General features: G+C 75.1%; 12 protein-coding genes. 11 read left to right on the top strand and 1 reads right to left on the bottom strand.

The annotated features are described in order from the left end of the window. Window positions 1–3 precede the first annotated feature (3 nt). The 11 genes from IH00_RS0117285 (at window position 4) to IH00_RS0117235 (ending at window position 13,717) form a co-directional block, all read left to right on the top strand. Complete coding sequence (locus IH00_RS0117285) at window positions 4–1,464, top strand: phosphotransferase (RefSeq protein ID WP_031074525.1); 1,461 nt, start codon at window positions 4–6, stop codon at window positions 1,462–1,464. Between the two features lie 11 nt (window positions 1,465–1,475). Continuing rightward, on the top strand, window positions 1,476–3,611 hold the full coding sequence (locus IH00_RS0117280; RefSeq protein ID WP_031074523.1) for a glycosyltransferase: 2,136 nt from the start codon (window positions 1,476–1,478) through the stop codon (window positions 3,609–3,611). After that, window positions 3,604–4,719 (top strand): sugar phosphate nucleotidyltransferase, encoded by a 1,116-nt coding sequence (locus tag IH00_RS0117275; protein ID WP_052411435.1) that lies wholly within the window; start codon window positions 3,604–3,606, stop codon window positions 4,717–4,719. The genes IH00_RS0117280 and IH00_RS0117275 overlap by 8 nt, the downstream gene beginning before the upstream one ends. Then, window positions 4,712–5,740, top strand: a complete 1,029-nt coding sequence (locus tag IH00_RS0117270) for an ROK family protein (RefSeq protein ID WP_031074517.1) — start codon at window positions 4,712–4,714, stop codon at window positions 5,738–5,740. The genes IH00_RS0117275 and IH00_RS0117270 overlap by 8 nt, the downstream gene beginning before the upstream one ends. Continuing rightward, window positions 5,737–6,636, top strand: coding sequence for a sugar nucleotide-binding protein (locus tag IH00_RS0117265; RefSeq protein ID WP_052411434.1), 900 nt, complete (start codon window positions 5,737–5,739; stop codon window positions 6,634–6,636). Before IH00_RS0117270 ends, IH00_RS0117265 begins: the two co-directional genes overlap by 4 nt. Further along, entirely contained in the window at window positions 6,633–7,190 is a 558-nt protein-coding gene (locus IH00_RS0117260) for an NUDIX domain-containing protein (RefSeq protein WP_234334872.1), read from the top strand. The genes IH00_RS0117265 and IH00_RS0117260 overlap by 4 nt, the downstream gene beginning before the upstream one ends. Beyond that, on the top strand, window positions 7,187–8,062 hold the full coding sequence (locus IH00_RS0117255; protein WP_052411433.1) for an HAD family hydrolase: 876 nt from the start codon (window positions 7,187–7,189) through the stop codon (window positions 8,060–8,062). The genes IH00_RS0117260 and IH00_RS0117255 overlap by 4 nt, the downstream gene beginning before the upstream one ends. 67 nt (window positions 8,063–8,129) lie before the next feature. Further along, complete coding sequence (locus IH00_RS0117250) at window positions 8,130–9,047, top strand: adenosine kinase (RefSeq protein WP_031074510.1); 918 nt, start codon at window positions 8,130–8,132, stop codon at window positions 9,045–9,047. Beyond that, the gene (locus IH00_RS0117245; protein ID WP_031074508.1) at window positions 9,044–10,537 is read left to right on the top strand and encodes a GMC family oxidoreductase; all 1,494 of its coding nucleotides are present in this window, start codon (window positions 9,044–9,046) and stop codon (window positions 10,535–10,537) included. The genes IH00_RS0117250 and IH00_RS0117245 overlap by 4 nt, the downstream gene beginning before the upstream one ends. Window positions 10,538–10,542: 5 nt before the next feature. Further along, the gene (locus IH00_RS0117240; protein WP_234334871.1) at window positions 10,543–11,511 is read left to right on the top strand and encodes an aldo/keto reductase; all 969 of its coding nucleotides are present in this window, start codon (window positions 10,543–10,545) and stop codon (window positions 11,509–11,511) included. Between the two features lie 49 nt (window positions 11,512–11,560). Then, a complete protein-coding gene (locus IH00_RS0117235; protein ID WP_031074504.1) occupies window positions 11,561–13,717 on the top strand; it encodes a radical SAM protein in 2,157 nt (718 codons plus the stop codon). Window positions 13,718–13,810: 93 nt separating this feature from the next. Here the strand turns inward: IH00_RS0117235 and IH00_RS0117230 are convergent, their stop codons facing one another. Then, complete coding sequence (locus IH00_RS0117230; protein ID WP_031074503.1) at window positions 13,811–15,013, bottom strand: alpha/beta hydrolase family protein; 1,203 nt, start codon at window positions 15,011–15,013, stop codon at window positions 13,811–13,813. Window positions 15,014–15,096: the final 83 nt, after the last annotated feature.

Genomic DNA, 15,096 nt, shown 5'->3' with positions numbered 1-15,096 from the left:
CCCTTGGACACCCTGCTGCTCGGCGCCCCTCCTCCCGCGGTCGTGGACCTGCTCCGCGAGGCGCCCTGGATGGAGGAGACGCCGCGGCGCACCGGCCGCTTCGAACTCCACGACGCGGCCGTGCTCGGCGACGTGCGGCTACTGATCGTCGCGTCCGTCACCGCGGAGGCCACCACCCGCTGGTTCGTACCCGTCGCCGGTGCCGGACCGGTCCGCAGCGCCACCTGCGACGCCGCGTTCGACCGGCTCGTCGTCGCGGCCCTGCGCGACGGCCTGGACCTGCCCACCGCGCGGGGCAACACCGTCCGGTTCCGCGGCGCGCCGCCCGCGTACCGAGGCCAGGTGCCCTTCGACCCCGGCTGGTGCTCCAACACGCTCTCCCTCCTCGACCTCGGCGGCGGGGCGCACGTCCACAAGACGTACCGCCGCATCGACAGCGGCACCCGTGAACCGGAGCTGCTCCGCCTCATGGCCGCCACCGGCCGTACGCAGCAGCCGGCGGGCGACTACACGTACGTGGACACGGCCACCGGCCGTCGCGAGCCGCTCGGTGTCGTGTACCGCTACGCCGCCGGCGAGGGGCTCAACGTCCCGCTGCGCACCGGCATACGTGCCGTGTGGCCGCTGCTGGTGGCGGGTGGCGGACCCGACGGCGCGGTGGCCGCCTCGCTGCGCGACCTCACCGCGCCCCTGCGGGGGGCGGGGCGGTTCCTCCACGGCTTCCACCGGGACCTGGCCGAGCGGCTCGGCGGACACCCGGAGGGGGACGCCGAGGCGCAGACGGCCGAGGCGGCCCGGCGGCTGGCGGCGCTGCGCCCGCAGATCCTCGACGACACCCGCTACCCGGCCGCGGTGCGGCGGGCCGCCGTCACCGGTCTCGAACGTGCGCTGTCCGCCGTGCGGTCGCTGCCTGCCCGGCCCTGGCCGAGCGGCCCCTGCCACGGCGACCTGCACCTGTCCCACCTGCTGCGGCGGGAACGGGCCGACGGCACCTGGGAGATGTGCGTGATCGACCTGTCCACGCCCAGCCCGGACCCGGGGGACCCGTCGACGGTCTCCTCGCCCTGGCAGGACCTGGCGGCCCTGAGACGCGGTCTGGAGATCTTCGCCGCGGACGAGTTCACCGACCACGCCGCGCAGACGGTCGGCATGGACCCCGAGGACACCTGCCGCACGGCCCTGCTGCAGGCCGCGGGCGTGGCGCCCGACACGCCCGGCTGGACGGCCCGCCGGCTGGCGGAGCTGGACCGGTTGCGCGCGGCCGCCGGGCTGTGGGCGACCCGGGCGGGCGACCTGCTCGCCGACCCCGGTCCCGGCTCCTCGCTCCACCCGGCCTGGCGCCTGATCCGGCTGCGCCGCCTGATCCACGAACTGGAGTACGCGTACGCCCACGACCGCGCCTACCACGCGGCGATCAACCTGCGGCACGCCGTGGAGGCCAGCGGCGTCCCGGCCTCCCGGTGAAGGACGACACCGTGCACATCATCGAGACCTACTTCGAATGCGGAGGCTTCGACCACCGCTTCCTCCAGGGCGGCATCTCCGTCTACCTGTGGAACCTCTCCACGGAGTTCGCCCGCCAGGGCCACCGCGTCTCCGTCGTCACCCCGGCCCACGGCCGCCTCGACGACCTGCGCCGCGACTACGAGGTGGAGACGCTGGACTACCGGGACTCCTACGAGCTGCCCCTCGTCCTCGACCCGGGCACCTGGGGCGAGCGCTTCCCCGCCGAGGTGCGCGTCCCGCTGACCACCACCGCGCACCGGGTGCGCCTCGACGGTGTGGACCTGTACTTCCTCTCCAACGAGCTGCTCGACGAGCTGCCCGACCGGTTCTACCCGCCCTACGACAGCAAGGGCCGGGACCTGGTGTTCTTCAAGCCGCTCGCCTACCAGGTGGACACGATCCGCTTCGTGCGCGACCGGCTGAGCGACGGCAGGGCGCTGCTGCACGCCCACGAGCCGTACTACCACTACCTGATGCCGGCCGCCTTCCGCGACGACCCGGACATGCTCGTCGTGTCGACGGTGCAGAGCAACATGCCGATCACCAAGAAGGTCCACCGGCCCAAGGTCGAGAGACTCCTGGACCTGCTGGGCGCGCCCGTCGCGCTGCCGCCGGAGGACGAGGACCCGGAACGGCCGCCCACCGGGGCCGAGGCCGTCATGAGCGCGTACCAGCAGCGCACCCACCTGCACTACGAGTACGGGCCGGGTCACGTGCGCGTCTACGACCTGGTGGCGGACCACGCCGACCTGATCGACTTCCTGTCCCCCGGGCACCTGGAGTTCTGCACCGGCTTCGCGGACACGCCGTTCGAGCGGCTGTTCGCCGGCCATCCGGTGCGCGACGCGGTGCGCCGCAACGCGCACAAGGCGTTCGTGGGCGGCTGCGCCATAGGGGACCGGTGGACCGGCGGCCGGCCGCCCGCCGCGGACCGGGCCGGTGTGCTCTCGTCCCTGGGCCTCGACCCCGCCCTGCCGACGTTCTTCCACAACGCACGCTACGCCGTGCACCACAAGGGGCAGACCGAGCTGTTCCGTGCCGTCGACCGGGTCCTGAGCGAGGGCCTGGCGGCCAATTTCGTGCTGCGCTGCCTGACCGACGGAGGCATCGACGACCCGTACGTCACCGACGTCGTCACCCGTCACAAGGGCCGCATCCACCTGGAGTGCGAGCGCGTCGAGGAGGAACGGATCGTCGCGTACGCCGCCGCGTCGGACTTCTGCCTCTTCCCGTCGAAGTTCGAGATGGACACCTTCCTGATAGCCCAGGGGGAGGCCATGGCGATGGGTGCGGTGCCGATCGCGACCGCGCAGCTCGGCATGGCCCACTTCGGCCACACCGGCGACCCGCTGGACGGCCCCGGCGCCGCGGCCGCCACGGGCTTCGCCGTGAACCGCTCGTTCGCCGAGGACGACACCCTGCTCGTGGACGCCCTCGCCCGGCGCATCCGTGAAGCGGTGGCCCTGCTCCGCGACCGCCCCGGTGACCACCACCGGCTGCGGTCCAACGCCATCGCCACGGCACGCCGGTTCACCTGGGAGAACGTCGCGCGACAGCACACGGAGGCGTTCACCGCGCTGTGGGAGGGCCAGCGGCCCGCGCCGAGCGTCGAACTGCTGCTGCGGCACGGCTGGTTCGACCTGCTGCCCCCGGAGGCGTACGAGACCCACCGCGACGCCGTCGCCGGGGCCGCCGCCCGCCTGGGCGACCTCGACGCCTACCGGCGCTGCCGCCCCGTCGACGCGGCAGCTGTCCGCGCCCTGTTCGACGCCGCCTGGGAGCGCGCCGACTTCGCCCGGTGCGCCGCGGTCGCCGGCGACGACCGGGAGCTGCGCGACCGGCTGGAGGGGCGGTGCACCGTCGAGGACGGCAGGATCGTGTACCGGCTGCCCCACGCGGAGCGCGTGGAGCTGGTGGAGCTCGCCCCGCCGGGGCGCGGGCGCCGTGGCGTGACCGTCCGCCTCCTGGAGCGCTCCGCGCCCGGCGAGTTCACCGGGCCCCTGCCACTGCCCGGGCGGGACGGGACGCAGGGCGACCCGGAGGTCCACCTGCTGGTGACCCTCGCCTCGGGCCGCTGCGCGTGGGACGGGGTGCGCCATGGCTGAGCCGGTGCGCGCGGCCCTGCTCGCGGGCGGCGAGGGACGCAGGATGGGCCGGCTCGGACAGGGCAGGCTCAAGCCGCTGGTGCCCTTCGGCGGCACCTGCCGGCTGATCGACTTCTCGCTCGCCAACGCCGAGGCGTCCGGGCTGGGCGAGGTGCTGCTGCTGTCCCAGCACGAGGAGCGGCAGCTGATGGACGACCTGTACCGCACCTGGTGGCGGCCCGGCTTCCGGGTGCACTTCGGGCCGTACGACCGGGGGTACCGGGAAGGCACCGGCTACCGTCCGCCGGACGGTCCCGGGCGACCCGAGCGCGGCACGGCCGACGCGCTGATCCGCAAGGCCCCGTACCTGTTCACCCCCGGCACCACGGAGATCCTGCTGCTGCACGCGGATCACGTGTACCGCTTCGACCACCGTCCGCTGATCGAGGCCCACCGCCGCGGCGGCGCGGCACTGACCCTCGCCTACCAGCGCATCGAGCGCCGCTGGGTCCACCTGTTCGGAATGGTGGAGTTCGACGCCGCCGGCCGGCTCACCGCCTTCGTGGAGAAGCCGGCGGAACCGACCAGCGACCTGGTCTTCGCCGCCTTCTGCGTCTTCGACGCGGCCCGGCTCCACCACTACCTGGAGGAGCTCGACGGAACCGGCTGGCAGCACGACATCAGCCGGGACGTCATCCCCGCCATGCTGGCGGGCGGCGAGCGCATCCTCGGGTACGAAGTCGCGGGGCACTGGGAGGACATCGGCACGGTCGACCGCTACCACCGGGCGCACATGGCGCTCCTCGCACCCGGCGCGCCGCTCACGCTCGCGGACCTCCCGCGCACCATCCGCCCGGGCACGGAGCGCCACCTGGTCGACCGCGCCCCGGGCATCGCACGCTCCCTGGTACCGGCCGACCTGGTCAACGGCGGCCTGATCGAGCACACCGTCGCCTTCCCGGGCGTACGCGTGGGGGCCGGGGCGCGGGTACGCCGCAGCGTCCTGCTGCCGGGCGCCGCCGTCCCCGCCGGGGCCGACATCGACGGGGCGATCGTCCTGGAGGACGGGTCCGTGGAGCAGCCTCCCCAGCCGCACGCCACCGCAGGAAGCAGAGGAACCCGTGTCTGAACCAGCCTTCACCGTCGCCGACGTCGGCGGCACCACCCTGCGGACCGGCCGCTACGACGCCGGTGCGGGCACCCTCGCCGATGTGCGCCGCACACCCACGGAGGGCATCGCCCGCCACCCGGGGGCGCCGGTGCCCGTGCTGCAGCGGCAGGTGGCCGACCAGCTCGGCCGGCTCGCCGCGGAGGCCGTCGCGCGCCACGGCAGCCGCGCCCTCGCCGTCGCGTTCGCCGGGCCCGTGACGGCCGACGGGCGGGTCGTCACCGCCCCGACGATCTGGGGCGGCCGCGGCGCGCCCCTGCCGCTGCGCCACCTCCTCGAAGAGCGGCTGAGCGTGCCGGTCGTCGTGGTCAACGACCTCACGGCAGCGGTCTGGCGCCATGTGCAGGGCCCCGACGAGCCGCCCTTCTGCCTGATCACGGTCAGCTCCGGGATCGGCAGCAAGGTGTACCGGGCGGGCGAGGTGCTCCTCGACGCCGAGGGTCACGGGGGCGAGCTGGGCCACTGGAGGTGCGACCCCTCACCGCAGGCGGCGCCGTGCGACTGCGGCGGGCGGGGCCATCTGGGCGGCATCGCCTCGGGCCGGGGTGTCCTGGCCGCCGCGCGCCGCGCCGCCGCCGCGGACCCCGGCGGGTACGCCCGCTCCGCCCTCGCGGACCTCGCCCCCGATCCGGCGCACCTCGACAATCCGGCCCTGGCCGCCGCGATCCGCGCGCACGACCCGTTCGCCACCGCGGTCCTGCGCGGCGGGCTCACCCATCTTGCCTCCGCCGTCACGTCGGTGTTCACCTCGATCGGCGTGCGCCGCTACGTCCTGATGGGCGGGTTCGCCCTCGCGATCGGGCCCCGCTACGCCGAACTCCTCACCGAGGAGCTGCAGCGGCTCGGCTGCTTCGGCCTGACGCCCGACGAGATCCGCCGGATGGTGGTCCTCGGCGCGCCGGACGACGACCACGGGCTGATCGGGGCCGGGCGGCTGCTCGCCGCGCGCGGCGCGGCGCGGCGGGTGGTGACGACCGTATGACGCGCACGCTGATCGTCGGCAGCGGTTTCGTGGGACGCGCCGTCGCCGCCCGGCTCGCCGCCGAGGGGGACCGGCCGGTGCTCGCCTCCCGCCGCCCGCCCGGCGGTGCCCCGGCGTCCTGGGTCCCGCTGGACGCGGCCGACGCCGCCGCCTGCCGGCGGGTCGTGGAGGAGGTCCGCCCCGACCGCCTGGTCCTGGTGCACGGCCCGTCGGACGCGACCTGGTGCGAGGCCCACCCGGACCGGGCCGCGGCGCTGCACACCGCGGCGGCACGGAACCTCACGGCCGCCGCGCCCGGTGTACGCACGGTCCTCGTCTCGACGGACAACGTCTTCCCCGGCCACTCCCCCGTCAACGACGAGTCGGCCCCCACCGCGCCCGCCAACGCCTACGGCCGGGCGAAGCTCGCCGCGGAGGACGTGGTGCGCGGGGCGGCGGACGCCACGGTGCTGCGGGTCAGCCTGGTCTACGGCTGGGAACCGGAGCACGGCGCGAAGTGGCTCAACTTCTTCGCCGCCTGCGCCCACCGGCTGCGCCGCGGTGAGCCCGTGGAAGCCCCCGACGACCAGTGGACGACCCCGGTGCTGGTGACGGACGTCGCCGACGTGACGGCGGCCGTCCTCGCCCCCGCCGCGCCTGCGCTGCTCCATCTCGGTGGGCCCGAGCTGGTGTCGCGGGCCGCGTGGGCCGAGGCCGTGGCCGATGGGCTGGGCGTGCCGCGTTCCCTGGTCGTGCGGGTGCCGAAGGCGCAAGGACGCTATGCGAGCAGGCCCGCGCACAGCTGTCTGACCAGCCGTCTCCTCGACGGCTTCCTCGCCGGGCGCGGCCTGCGGGTGCGGGGCGTCACCGAAGGGGTACGTACCCTGCTCGACCACCCCGGAGGGAGAGCCGCGTGATCCGCACCATCCGCTCCCGCGAGGTCTACCGCAACCCGTGGATGAGCGTCCGCGAGGACGACATCCGCCGCCCCGACGGCAGCCGGGACCGCTACGGCGTCGTGGACAAGCCCGACTTCGCCCTGGTGATCCCCCGTCAGGAGGGGCGCGTGCGCCTGGTGGAGCAGTACCGCTACCCGGTGGGCGGCCGGTACTGGGAGTTCCCGCAGGGCTCGTGGCCCCGGGAGCACCCGGGCGGCGGCACCGCGCTCGAGCTGGCCCGCGCCGAGCTGCGCGAGGAGACCGGTCTGCGGGCCGCCCGCATGACCCTCCTCGGGCGGGTGCACGTCGCCTACGGGTACGCGAGCCAGGGCTGCGACGTCTTCCTCGCCGAGGAGCTCACCGAGGGCGAGCCCGAACCGGAGCCCTCCGAGGCCGACATGCGGCGGCGCTGGGCCGATCCCGGCGAGTGGCGCGAACTGGTGCGCTCGGGCCGCGTCACCGACGCCGCGTCCCTGGCCGCGCACACGCTGCTGCTCCTCCACGACGAGCGGCGGCGGGAGGGCGGCGGATGAGCGCACCGCGCCCGGCACCCGGCCCCGCCCGCGGGCCGTCCTTCTCCGTCGTCGCCACCGACCTCGACGGCACGCTGCTCCGCGGCGACCTCAGCGTCTCCGCCCGGACGCGTGCCGCCCTCGCCCGGGCCACGGCGCTCGGCGCCCGCCACCTGGTGGTCACCGGCCGCCCCGCCGCGGGCTGCCGCAGCCTGCTGGAGCCGCTGGGGTACCGGGGGGTGGCGGTGTGCGGCCAGGGCGCCCAGCTGTACGACGTCGGTGCGGACCGCCTGCTGGCCACGGCGACCCTGGACCGCCCCACCGTCCGCGCCCTGGTGAGCCGCATCGCGGAGGAGGCGGGGCCGCTGGCGCTCGGCGTGGTGACCGCGGGCCTCGCCGGGGAGTTCCTGGTCACCCCCGGGTTCGGTGAGCGCGTACGGCACGGCTGGCGGCTCGTGGACGACCCCGGCGCGCTGTGGGCGCACCCCGTGGAGAAGGTGCTCATCCGCAGCCGACGGCTCGGCGACGACGCCCTGGCGGCGCTGGCGGGCCGCGTCTGCGCGGACCGGATCGCCGTCACGCACTCCGGCGAGGGCATGGTGGAGCTGCTGCCCGCCGGGGTGGACAAGGGCAGCGGACTGGCCGCCGCGGCCCGGCTGCTGGGCTTCACCGCGGCCGACACCATCGCCTTCGGCGACATGCCCAACGACATACCCATGCTGCGGTGGGCCGGCCACGGCGTCGCCATGGGCAACGCCCACCCCCGGCTGCGGCAGCACGCGGACGAGACCGCGCCGGGCAACGACGACGACGGCGTCGCGACCGTCCTCGAACGTCTCTTCCCGCCTCTTCCCGACTCCCCGTCCCGCCCCCCGACCGCCCGCAGCGCGTGACGGTTCGCCGTACCGCACCGGACCGGACCACGCCGGACCTCCCGGCCGACACAGCCAAGGAAGCCCCATGAACACCGACATCGACGTCCTCGTCCTGGGCGGCGCCGGCGTGGACACCGTCGTCCACGTCCCCGAGCTGCCCCTCCCGTTCGCCGACAGCTACATGATCCGTCCCGGGATCGTGACCCGGGCCGGACAGAGCGGTGATTTCGTCGCCCTGGGCACGCACGCCCTGGGTCTGCGCACCCACCACCTCGACATGATCGGCGACGACCCCGAGGGCGACCTCGTGCGCGCCCTGCACCGGGACCGGGGCATCCCGTTCACCGAGGTACGCCAGCCCGGGGGCACCAAGCGTGCGGTGAACCTCGTCGGGCCCGACGGGCGGCGCCTGTCGCTGTACGACGACACCCGGGCGGGCGCCTCCGACCGGCTGCCCGGGGACGTGGTGCGCGACCTGGCCCGCGCGAGCCGGCACGCCCATGTCGTCATCACCCACCCGTGCGCCCACGCGCTCCCCGCGCTGCGGGAAGCCGGTGCGACCATCTCGACGGACCTGCACAACTGGGACGGCGTCAACCCCTACCACGAGCCGTTCGCCCACGAGGCGGACCTCGTCTTCGTGTCCACCACGGCGCTGGCGGACCCGGAGCGGACCATGCGCGCCATCGTCGAGCGCGGCAAGGCCCGTGCCGTGGTGGCCACCGCCGGCAGCGAGGGCGCGTACCTGCTGGCCGACGGCGAGCTGACGCACATCCCGGCGGTCGCCCCGCCGGCACCGGTGGTCGACTCCAACGGAGCCGGTGACGCGTTCGCCGCCGGCTTCCTCTACGGCTGGCTCGGCGGCGAACCGCTGGAGCGCTGCGGCCGGTACGGGGCGGTGGCCGGGGCGCACGCCTGCACCGTCCCGTCCACCCGGACCGACGCGATCGGCCTCGCCGACCTGCTGGACCGGGCCGGCGTGCCGGCGGGAGACGGCGCATGAGCGCCTCCGCCCGCTCCACCGGTCACGACGTCGTCGTCCTCGGCGGCGGAGTGGCCGGGTGCGTACTGGCCGCCCGCCTGAGCGAGGACCCGGGCCGTTCCGTGTGCCTGGTCGAGGCGGGGCCGGACCACGGGCCGCGGTGGCGGGAGTGGCCGCCCACGCTCCTCGACGCCCACGCCCTGCCCCGCGACCACCTGTGGGAGCGCCGTACCGCCGTCCACCGCTTCCGCGCCCGCGTCCTCGGCGGCTCCTCCTGCGTCAACGGCTGCTGGAACACCTGGGGCAGCACGGCCGACCACGACGAGTGGGTCCGCGCGGGCGGGGAGCGCTGGTCCGCCGCGGCGCTGGAGCCGTACCGGCGGCGCGCCGTCGAACAGATGCGGCTGCAGCCCGTCCCGGAGCACGAACTGTCCGCGTGGAGCGGCGCCGCGCTGGAAGCCGCCCGCGAACTGGGCTTCCCCCGGGTGGACATGGGCGCACCCGGCGGCCCCGGGTACGGCACGCCGCTGCTCAACGCCCTGGACGGCACCCGCTGGAACGCCGCCTTCGCCTACCTCGGGGAGGCGCGCTCCCGCCCCAACCTCACCGTCCTCGGCGGCACGGCCGCGGAGCGGCTGATCGTGCGCGGCGGCCGGGTCACCGCCGCCGAGGTCGTCACCGACGGGCGGCGGAACACCCTGACGGCCGGCACCTTCGTCGTGGCCTGCGGCACCTTCGGCTCGGCCGCGCTCCTGCTGCGCAGCGGCCTCGGCCCGGCGGACGAGCTGCGCGCCCTGGGCATCCGTCCGGAGGCCGACCTGCCCGGCGTCGGCGCCAACCTCACCGACCAGCCGGGGCTGTTCGTCCCGCTGGCGCCGACCGATGCGCTGAACCCGGCACTGGCGGCGAAGGAGCGGGAGGGCGACCTGTACGTGAGCCGCATGCTGATCCGGGCGGCGGGTGTGGGGTGCCCCGAGGGGTCGTGGAACCTGCACATCCTGCCGTCCGCGGGGGATCCGCTGTTCGGCTCGCTGCCGCCGGGCACGTACGAGGCGGGCATCTCCGCCTTCCTGATGAAGCCCGTGTCCCGAGGCCGGGTGCGGCTGCGCTCCGCCGATCCGGCCGAGGCCCCGGACATCGACCCGGGGTTCCTCTCCGACCCGGGCGGCCGGGACGCCGCCGCCCTGCGCTCGGGCCTGGAGATCGTGGAACGGCTCGCGGCGGCGGCCCCGCTGCGGCGTCTGGCGGGTCCGGTACCGGGCAGCCCGTCGCGGGAGTCGTCCGACGCGGAGCTGCGGGCCCGGCTCGGCACGTACTGGCACCCCGTCGGCACCTGTGCCATGGGGAGGCCGGAGGACCCGTTCGCCGTGACCGACGGCGAGGGCAGGGTCCGCGGCCTGGCGAACCTGCGTGTCGTGGACGCCTCCCTGCTGCCGACCGTCCCCGCATCGAACACCCAGCTCCCGGTGCTCGCCGCCGCGGAGATGCTCGCCGACGCAGTGAAGGACTGAACCGCATGCACGACACCACACCGGGCGGAGCCCACGGAGCGGAGCGGCCGCCGCACGGCCGGCTGCTGTACGGATGCATGGGCCTGGGGGGCACCTGGGACGACACGCCGTACACCGCCGCCGACATCGACCACGCCCAGGCCGCCGTCGAGGCCGCGCTCGACGCGGGCATCACCGCCTTCGACCACGCGGACATCTACCGGCACGGCAAGTCCGAAGCCGTCTTCGGAGAGGTGCTGTCCCGGGCGCCCGGCCTGCGCGAACGGATCGTTCTCCAGACCAAGTGCGGCATCCGGCTGCCCGCGGGCGGCCGCCCGGGGCTGTACGACCTGCGCGCCGGCAGCATCGTCCGCCGCGTTCAGGAGAGCCTGACCCGGCTGCGCACGGACGTCATCGACACGCTCCTCCTGCACCGCCCCGATCCGCTCGCCCGCCCCGACGAGATCGCCGGGGCGCTCGGTGAGCTCCACTCCCAGGGCCTGGTAAGGCAGTTCGGCGTGTCGAACATGAGCGCCGCGCAGATCGACCGTCTCCAGGCGCACCTCGACGTGCCGCTGGTCGCCAACCAGCTCGAGATGAGCCTGGAGCGGCGCGACTGGGTCGAGGACGGCGTCCTGGTGAACACCGGCGCCGCGGCCGCCAACGGCTTCCCGTCCGGGACGCTGGAGTACTGCACCGCCCACGGCATCGAGCTCCAGGCGTGGGGCGCCCTGGCCCGTGGCCGCTTCACCGGCGCCGAGCCGTCCCCGGCGGCCGACCTGATCGGCGAACTCGCCGCGGCGAAGGGCACGACGCCGGAGACCGTCCTGCTGTGGTGGCTCCAGCGGCACCCGGCCGGCATCCGCCCGGTCGTCGGCACCAGCCGGCCCGAACGCATCCGCGCCTGCCGTGACGCGGCCGCCGGGGAGCCCGGCCTGTCCCACGAGGAGTGGTACGCGCTGTGGATCGCCGCCCGCGGAAAGCCCCTGCCCTGACCCCGCCCCTCACCCACCGCCCGCGCCGGCCCACCCCACGGAGACCACAGTGACACCGCCCACCGACGCAGCCGCACCCGCGGCCGTACCCGCCACTCCCGACACCACCGCCGTGACCACCACGGTGAACACCGCCGCGGACACCGGCCTGCTCCAGGCGGCCCGCTTCTACATCACCTTCCGCTGCAACTCGCTCTGCGGCTACTGCAACGTCTGGCAGGACGACAAGTTCAAGGGCTACGAGGAACTGAGCCTGGAGCGCGGCCGGGAGATCCTGGACGAGCTGCACGCCCTCGGCGTGCGCTACGTCGACTTCACCGGCGGTGAGCCCGTGCTGCACCCGCACATCGACGGCATCGTCCAGCACGCCAAGTCCCTCGGCATGACGGTGGAGATCACCACCAACGGGATCCGCTTCGCCCAGCACATCGAGTCGATCGTGCCGTACGTCGACACCATGAACGTCTCCCTCGACACCCTGCGGCCCGACCGCTACCGGGCCATCCGGGGCGTGCCGACCCTGGACCGGGCGCTCGACGTCATCCGGCGCATCGCCGCCACCGGGTCCGGCAACCTGAAACTCATCTGCGTCGTCACCCGCGAGAACCTGGACGAGCTGCCGGACCTGCTGCGCTTCGCGCACGACAACCGGCTGCCGGTCTACTTCTCCGGCATGTTCGAGTACTTCGACGAGCAGGACACGGTCAGGGACGTCAACCGGACCGCCCGGAAGCTGAAGCTGATCGAGCAGAACGGCAAGCCGCTCGCCGGCGCGGGTCCGCGGCGCACGGAGCGCATGTCCGCCTCCGAGCCCACGGGCGGGCGGATCGCCGACGAGCTGCTGCGCCTGCTGTACCAGCCGTACGCGCTCGTCAACCTGCACTTCCGCAAGTACATGGAGACGCTGGACCCGACCGCGCCCACGGACTGCTTCGCCAACAAGCGCATCCTGACCGTCGGCCCCGACGGCCGCCTGGTCCTGCCGTGCTACCACGCCTTCGACAACTCACTGGAGTGGGACCGTCCGCTGGGCGAGCTGGTCCGGGACGAGGAGTTCCTCCGGGTGCGCGACGAGGAGGTCGGGCACCGTTCGGAGTGCCGGGACTGCACCGTCTTCCCCTACATCGGCCTGTCCTTCAGCTACCGGTTCGACAAGATCTTCCTCTACCAGGCCCTGTCCGAGGAGATCGCCAAGTTCAAGAACCGGTTCGCCAACCCCCTGCACCCCGGGCTCGACCTGCCCCTCGACGCACTCCACCGCCGCTACGCCGAGCTGGAGCGGCTGATCGACGACAAGCTGCCCGTACCCGGACCGCCGCGCGCGGACGAGCACCTGTACCGCTTCGAGGCCGCCCGCTCCGGCGCCACGGCGGAGTCCGGGGCCGGCACGCCCCCCGTCACCGGTTTCGTCACCGACTTCGCCGCCGGGACCATCGCGCCCGCCGAGCTGCTGGCCGACCACGCGCGTGGCGACTGCTGGGGCATCCAGCGCTCCCCCCACACCTGGATACGCCTCGTCTACCGCGACCTCGTCCCCGCCCTCCGGGACCTCGACGAGGAGGGGCTGCTCCCGGCCGGCGCGTACGAGCACACGGTCGCGGAGCTGTACGCCGTCCAGCTGGCGTGGTGGTACGGCTACCTCGCCCGCTGGTTCCGCGGTGCGGAGGGCACCGCCACGGAGGAGGCCGACGCGGTCCTCACCCGGTTCATCGAGCGCACCGCCGCCCTGCTGCCCGGCACCTCCCGGGCGCGGCGCGTCCGGGAGGTCCTGCTGCACGCGGGCTGCGTGGCCGGTCTCGCGCCCGCGGCGCTGTCGGCGCTGGCCGTCCGCACTCCGTTCCCCGAGACCGCGCTGATCGCCAAGCACCTGCTGCTCGCCGCCGACGAAGCCGACCTGCCCGCGTACGCGGACCTGCTCCCCGACGAGGCCGCTGAACCGCTGCGCCGCGCGGGCGGGCCGCGGCCGGACCGTGCCGCAGAGCACGCCCCCCTGGACGCCGGGACGGCGCGCCTCCTGGCGCACGACGGTCCGGTGGACGGGACGGCCACCGCGGAGCGGCTCGTCACCGCCGTCGCCGCGCTCGCTCCCGAGGAGCGCACCGCCCTGGCCGACCGGCTGCTCCTCCATGAGCTGGCGGACCCGTGGACGCTGCGCGAGCGGGGCGCCCCGCTGCGGGCCCGGCGCGGGACGGTGGCCGCGGGCTGACGCGAGGGACCGCGCACGGCGCGCGTGCCGGGCGCGGTCCGAGCGCCGGGCGCGGTCCGAGCGCCGGGCGCGGTGCCCGCGCCCGGCGGCGGCTCACCGTGCGGGCTGGATGAAACGCACCTCCGGGTTCTGCGGCGACGGTCCGTCCAGGAGCGGCTGGGGCCGGTTGCGGAGGTGGAGGTCGAAGAAGGCGGTCGCGTACGCCCGCGTCACATCGACCGACCGCCCGGCGGGCAGCGTCGGCTGGCTGCCGGGGTACGGCATGTTCAGCTGGTCCAGGAGGACGGGTACGTCCGAGAAGCTGAAGTGGTGGGCGCCCGTCACCCCCAGCCAGCGCTTCCAGCCGTCGAGGTTCCGCCACGCCACGTCCCAGGTCGGGTCCCCGCCTCCGGGCTGGTGGACGGGGTCATCGGTGCCGAGCATCATGAACGGCCGCTTGCCGAGACCGCCTTCGGGCACGGGGTCGCCGAACGTGCCGTCCATGTTGATGCCGGCCAGGACGCGGCCGTCCCGGGCCATGGCCGAGGCCGCGGCGGCGCCGCCCAGGGAGTGGCCGGCCGCGCCGATCCTCTTGCGGTCGATGAGCGCTGCGTGCTTCCACGCCGGCCGCGGGCCGGTCAGCCGGTCGATGACGAACGACAGGTCCTGCCCGCGGTTGACGGTGGCCTTGCGCATGTCCTCCAGCGTCTCCGCCTTCTCGCACGCCACACAGGTCAGCAGGCGGCCGCCGGGGAAGACCGTGCCGGAGGACTCGTTGGCGTGGTCGACCAGGGCGACGACGTACCCCCTGCTGGCCAGTTCCTCCGCGAGGGTCGTCAGGGTGAACCGCGGGGCCCCGAAGCCGGGTGACAGCAGGACCAGCGGATGGCGGCCGCGGTCGGGCCGTGCCCCGGCGAAGCCGTGCGTGCGGGTGGCGCCCAGCTTCTCGCCGGCCGCGGCGTCCTGGCCGCCCGCGGCCTCGACCAGCCGCCGCGCCTCGCGCGGGTCGGCGTACGGGGCGGGCGTGCGCCCGGCGTCGCGGGCCGGGTAGTACATGTCGACCATCAGCTCGCGCGGCCGCTCGGGCACCCACAGGTCCTGGCGTGCCCGGTCGACGAGGTGGAGCGTGGACCGGCCGACGGGCGAGGGGCCCCCGGGGCTCGGCAGCACGACGCCGGCGGCGGCCTCCTGGACGGAGGCGACGAGCGGGGCCGCCCGGTCGGCGGTCGACTGGGCGTGCGCGGCCGATACGGGCGCGGCGAGGGCCAGGGCGAGGGCGGCGACGGCCGCCGGACGCAGTGTTCGTAACGTCTTCATGCCTCAGGACGCTAGGCGGCCGCGGGTTCCGTCGGCGTCGGCCCTGGGTCTCGGTCGTCTACGACCAGAGGTCGATCTTCACC

The sequence above is a fragment of the Streptomyces sp. NRRL S-118 genome, assembly GCF_000716335.1.
In the GTDB taxonomy this organism is placed as follows: domain Bacteria; phylum Actinomycetota; class Actinomycetes; order Streptomycetales; family Streptomycetaceae; genus Streptomyces.
The sequence above is the reverse complement of the archived record's forward strand: the minus strand, read 5'-3'. Positions and strand labels throughout refer to the sequence as shown.

Bases quoted from the DNA above. Each gene is read 5' to 3' on its own strand.
- IH00_RS0117275 (WP_052411435.1), top strand. From the start codon at position 3,604: ATGGCTGAGCCGGTGCGCGCGGCCCTGCTCGCGGGCGGCGAGGGACGC.
- IH00_RS0117265 (WP_052411434.1), top strand. From the start codon at position 5,737: ATGACGCGCACGCTGATCGTCGGCAGCGGTTTCGTGGGACGCGCCGTC.
- IH00_RS0117255 (WP_052411433.1), top strand. From the start codon at position 7,187: ATGAGCGCACCGCGCCCGGCACCCGGCCCCGCCCGCGGGCCGTCCTTC.
- IH00_RS0117250 (WP_031074510.1), top strand. From the start codon at position 8,130: ATGAACACCGACATCGACGTCCTCGTCCTGGGCGGCGCCGGCGTGGAC.
- IH00_RS0117245 (WP_031074508.1), top strand. From the start codon at position 9,044: ATGAGCGCCTCCGCCCGCTCCACCGGTCACGACGTCGTCGTCCTCGGC.
- IH00_RS0117240 (WP_234334871.1), top strand. From the start codon at position 10,543: ATGCACGACACCACACCGGGCGGAGCCCACGGAGCGGAGCGGCCGCCG.
- IH00_RS0117230 (WP_031074503.1), bottom strand. From the start codon at position 15,013: ATGAAGACGTTACGAACACTGCGTCCGGCGGCCGTCGCCGCCCTCGCC.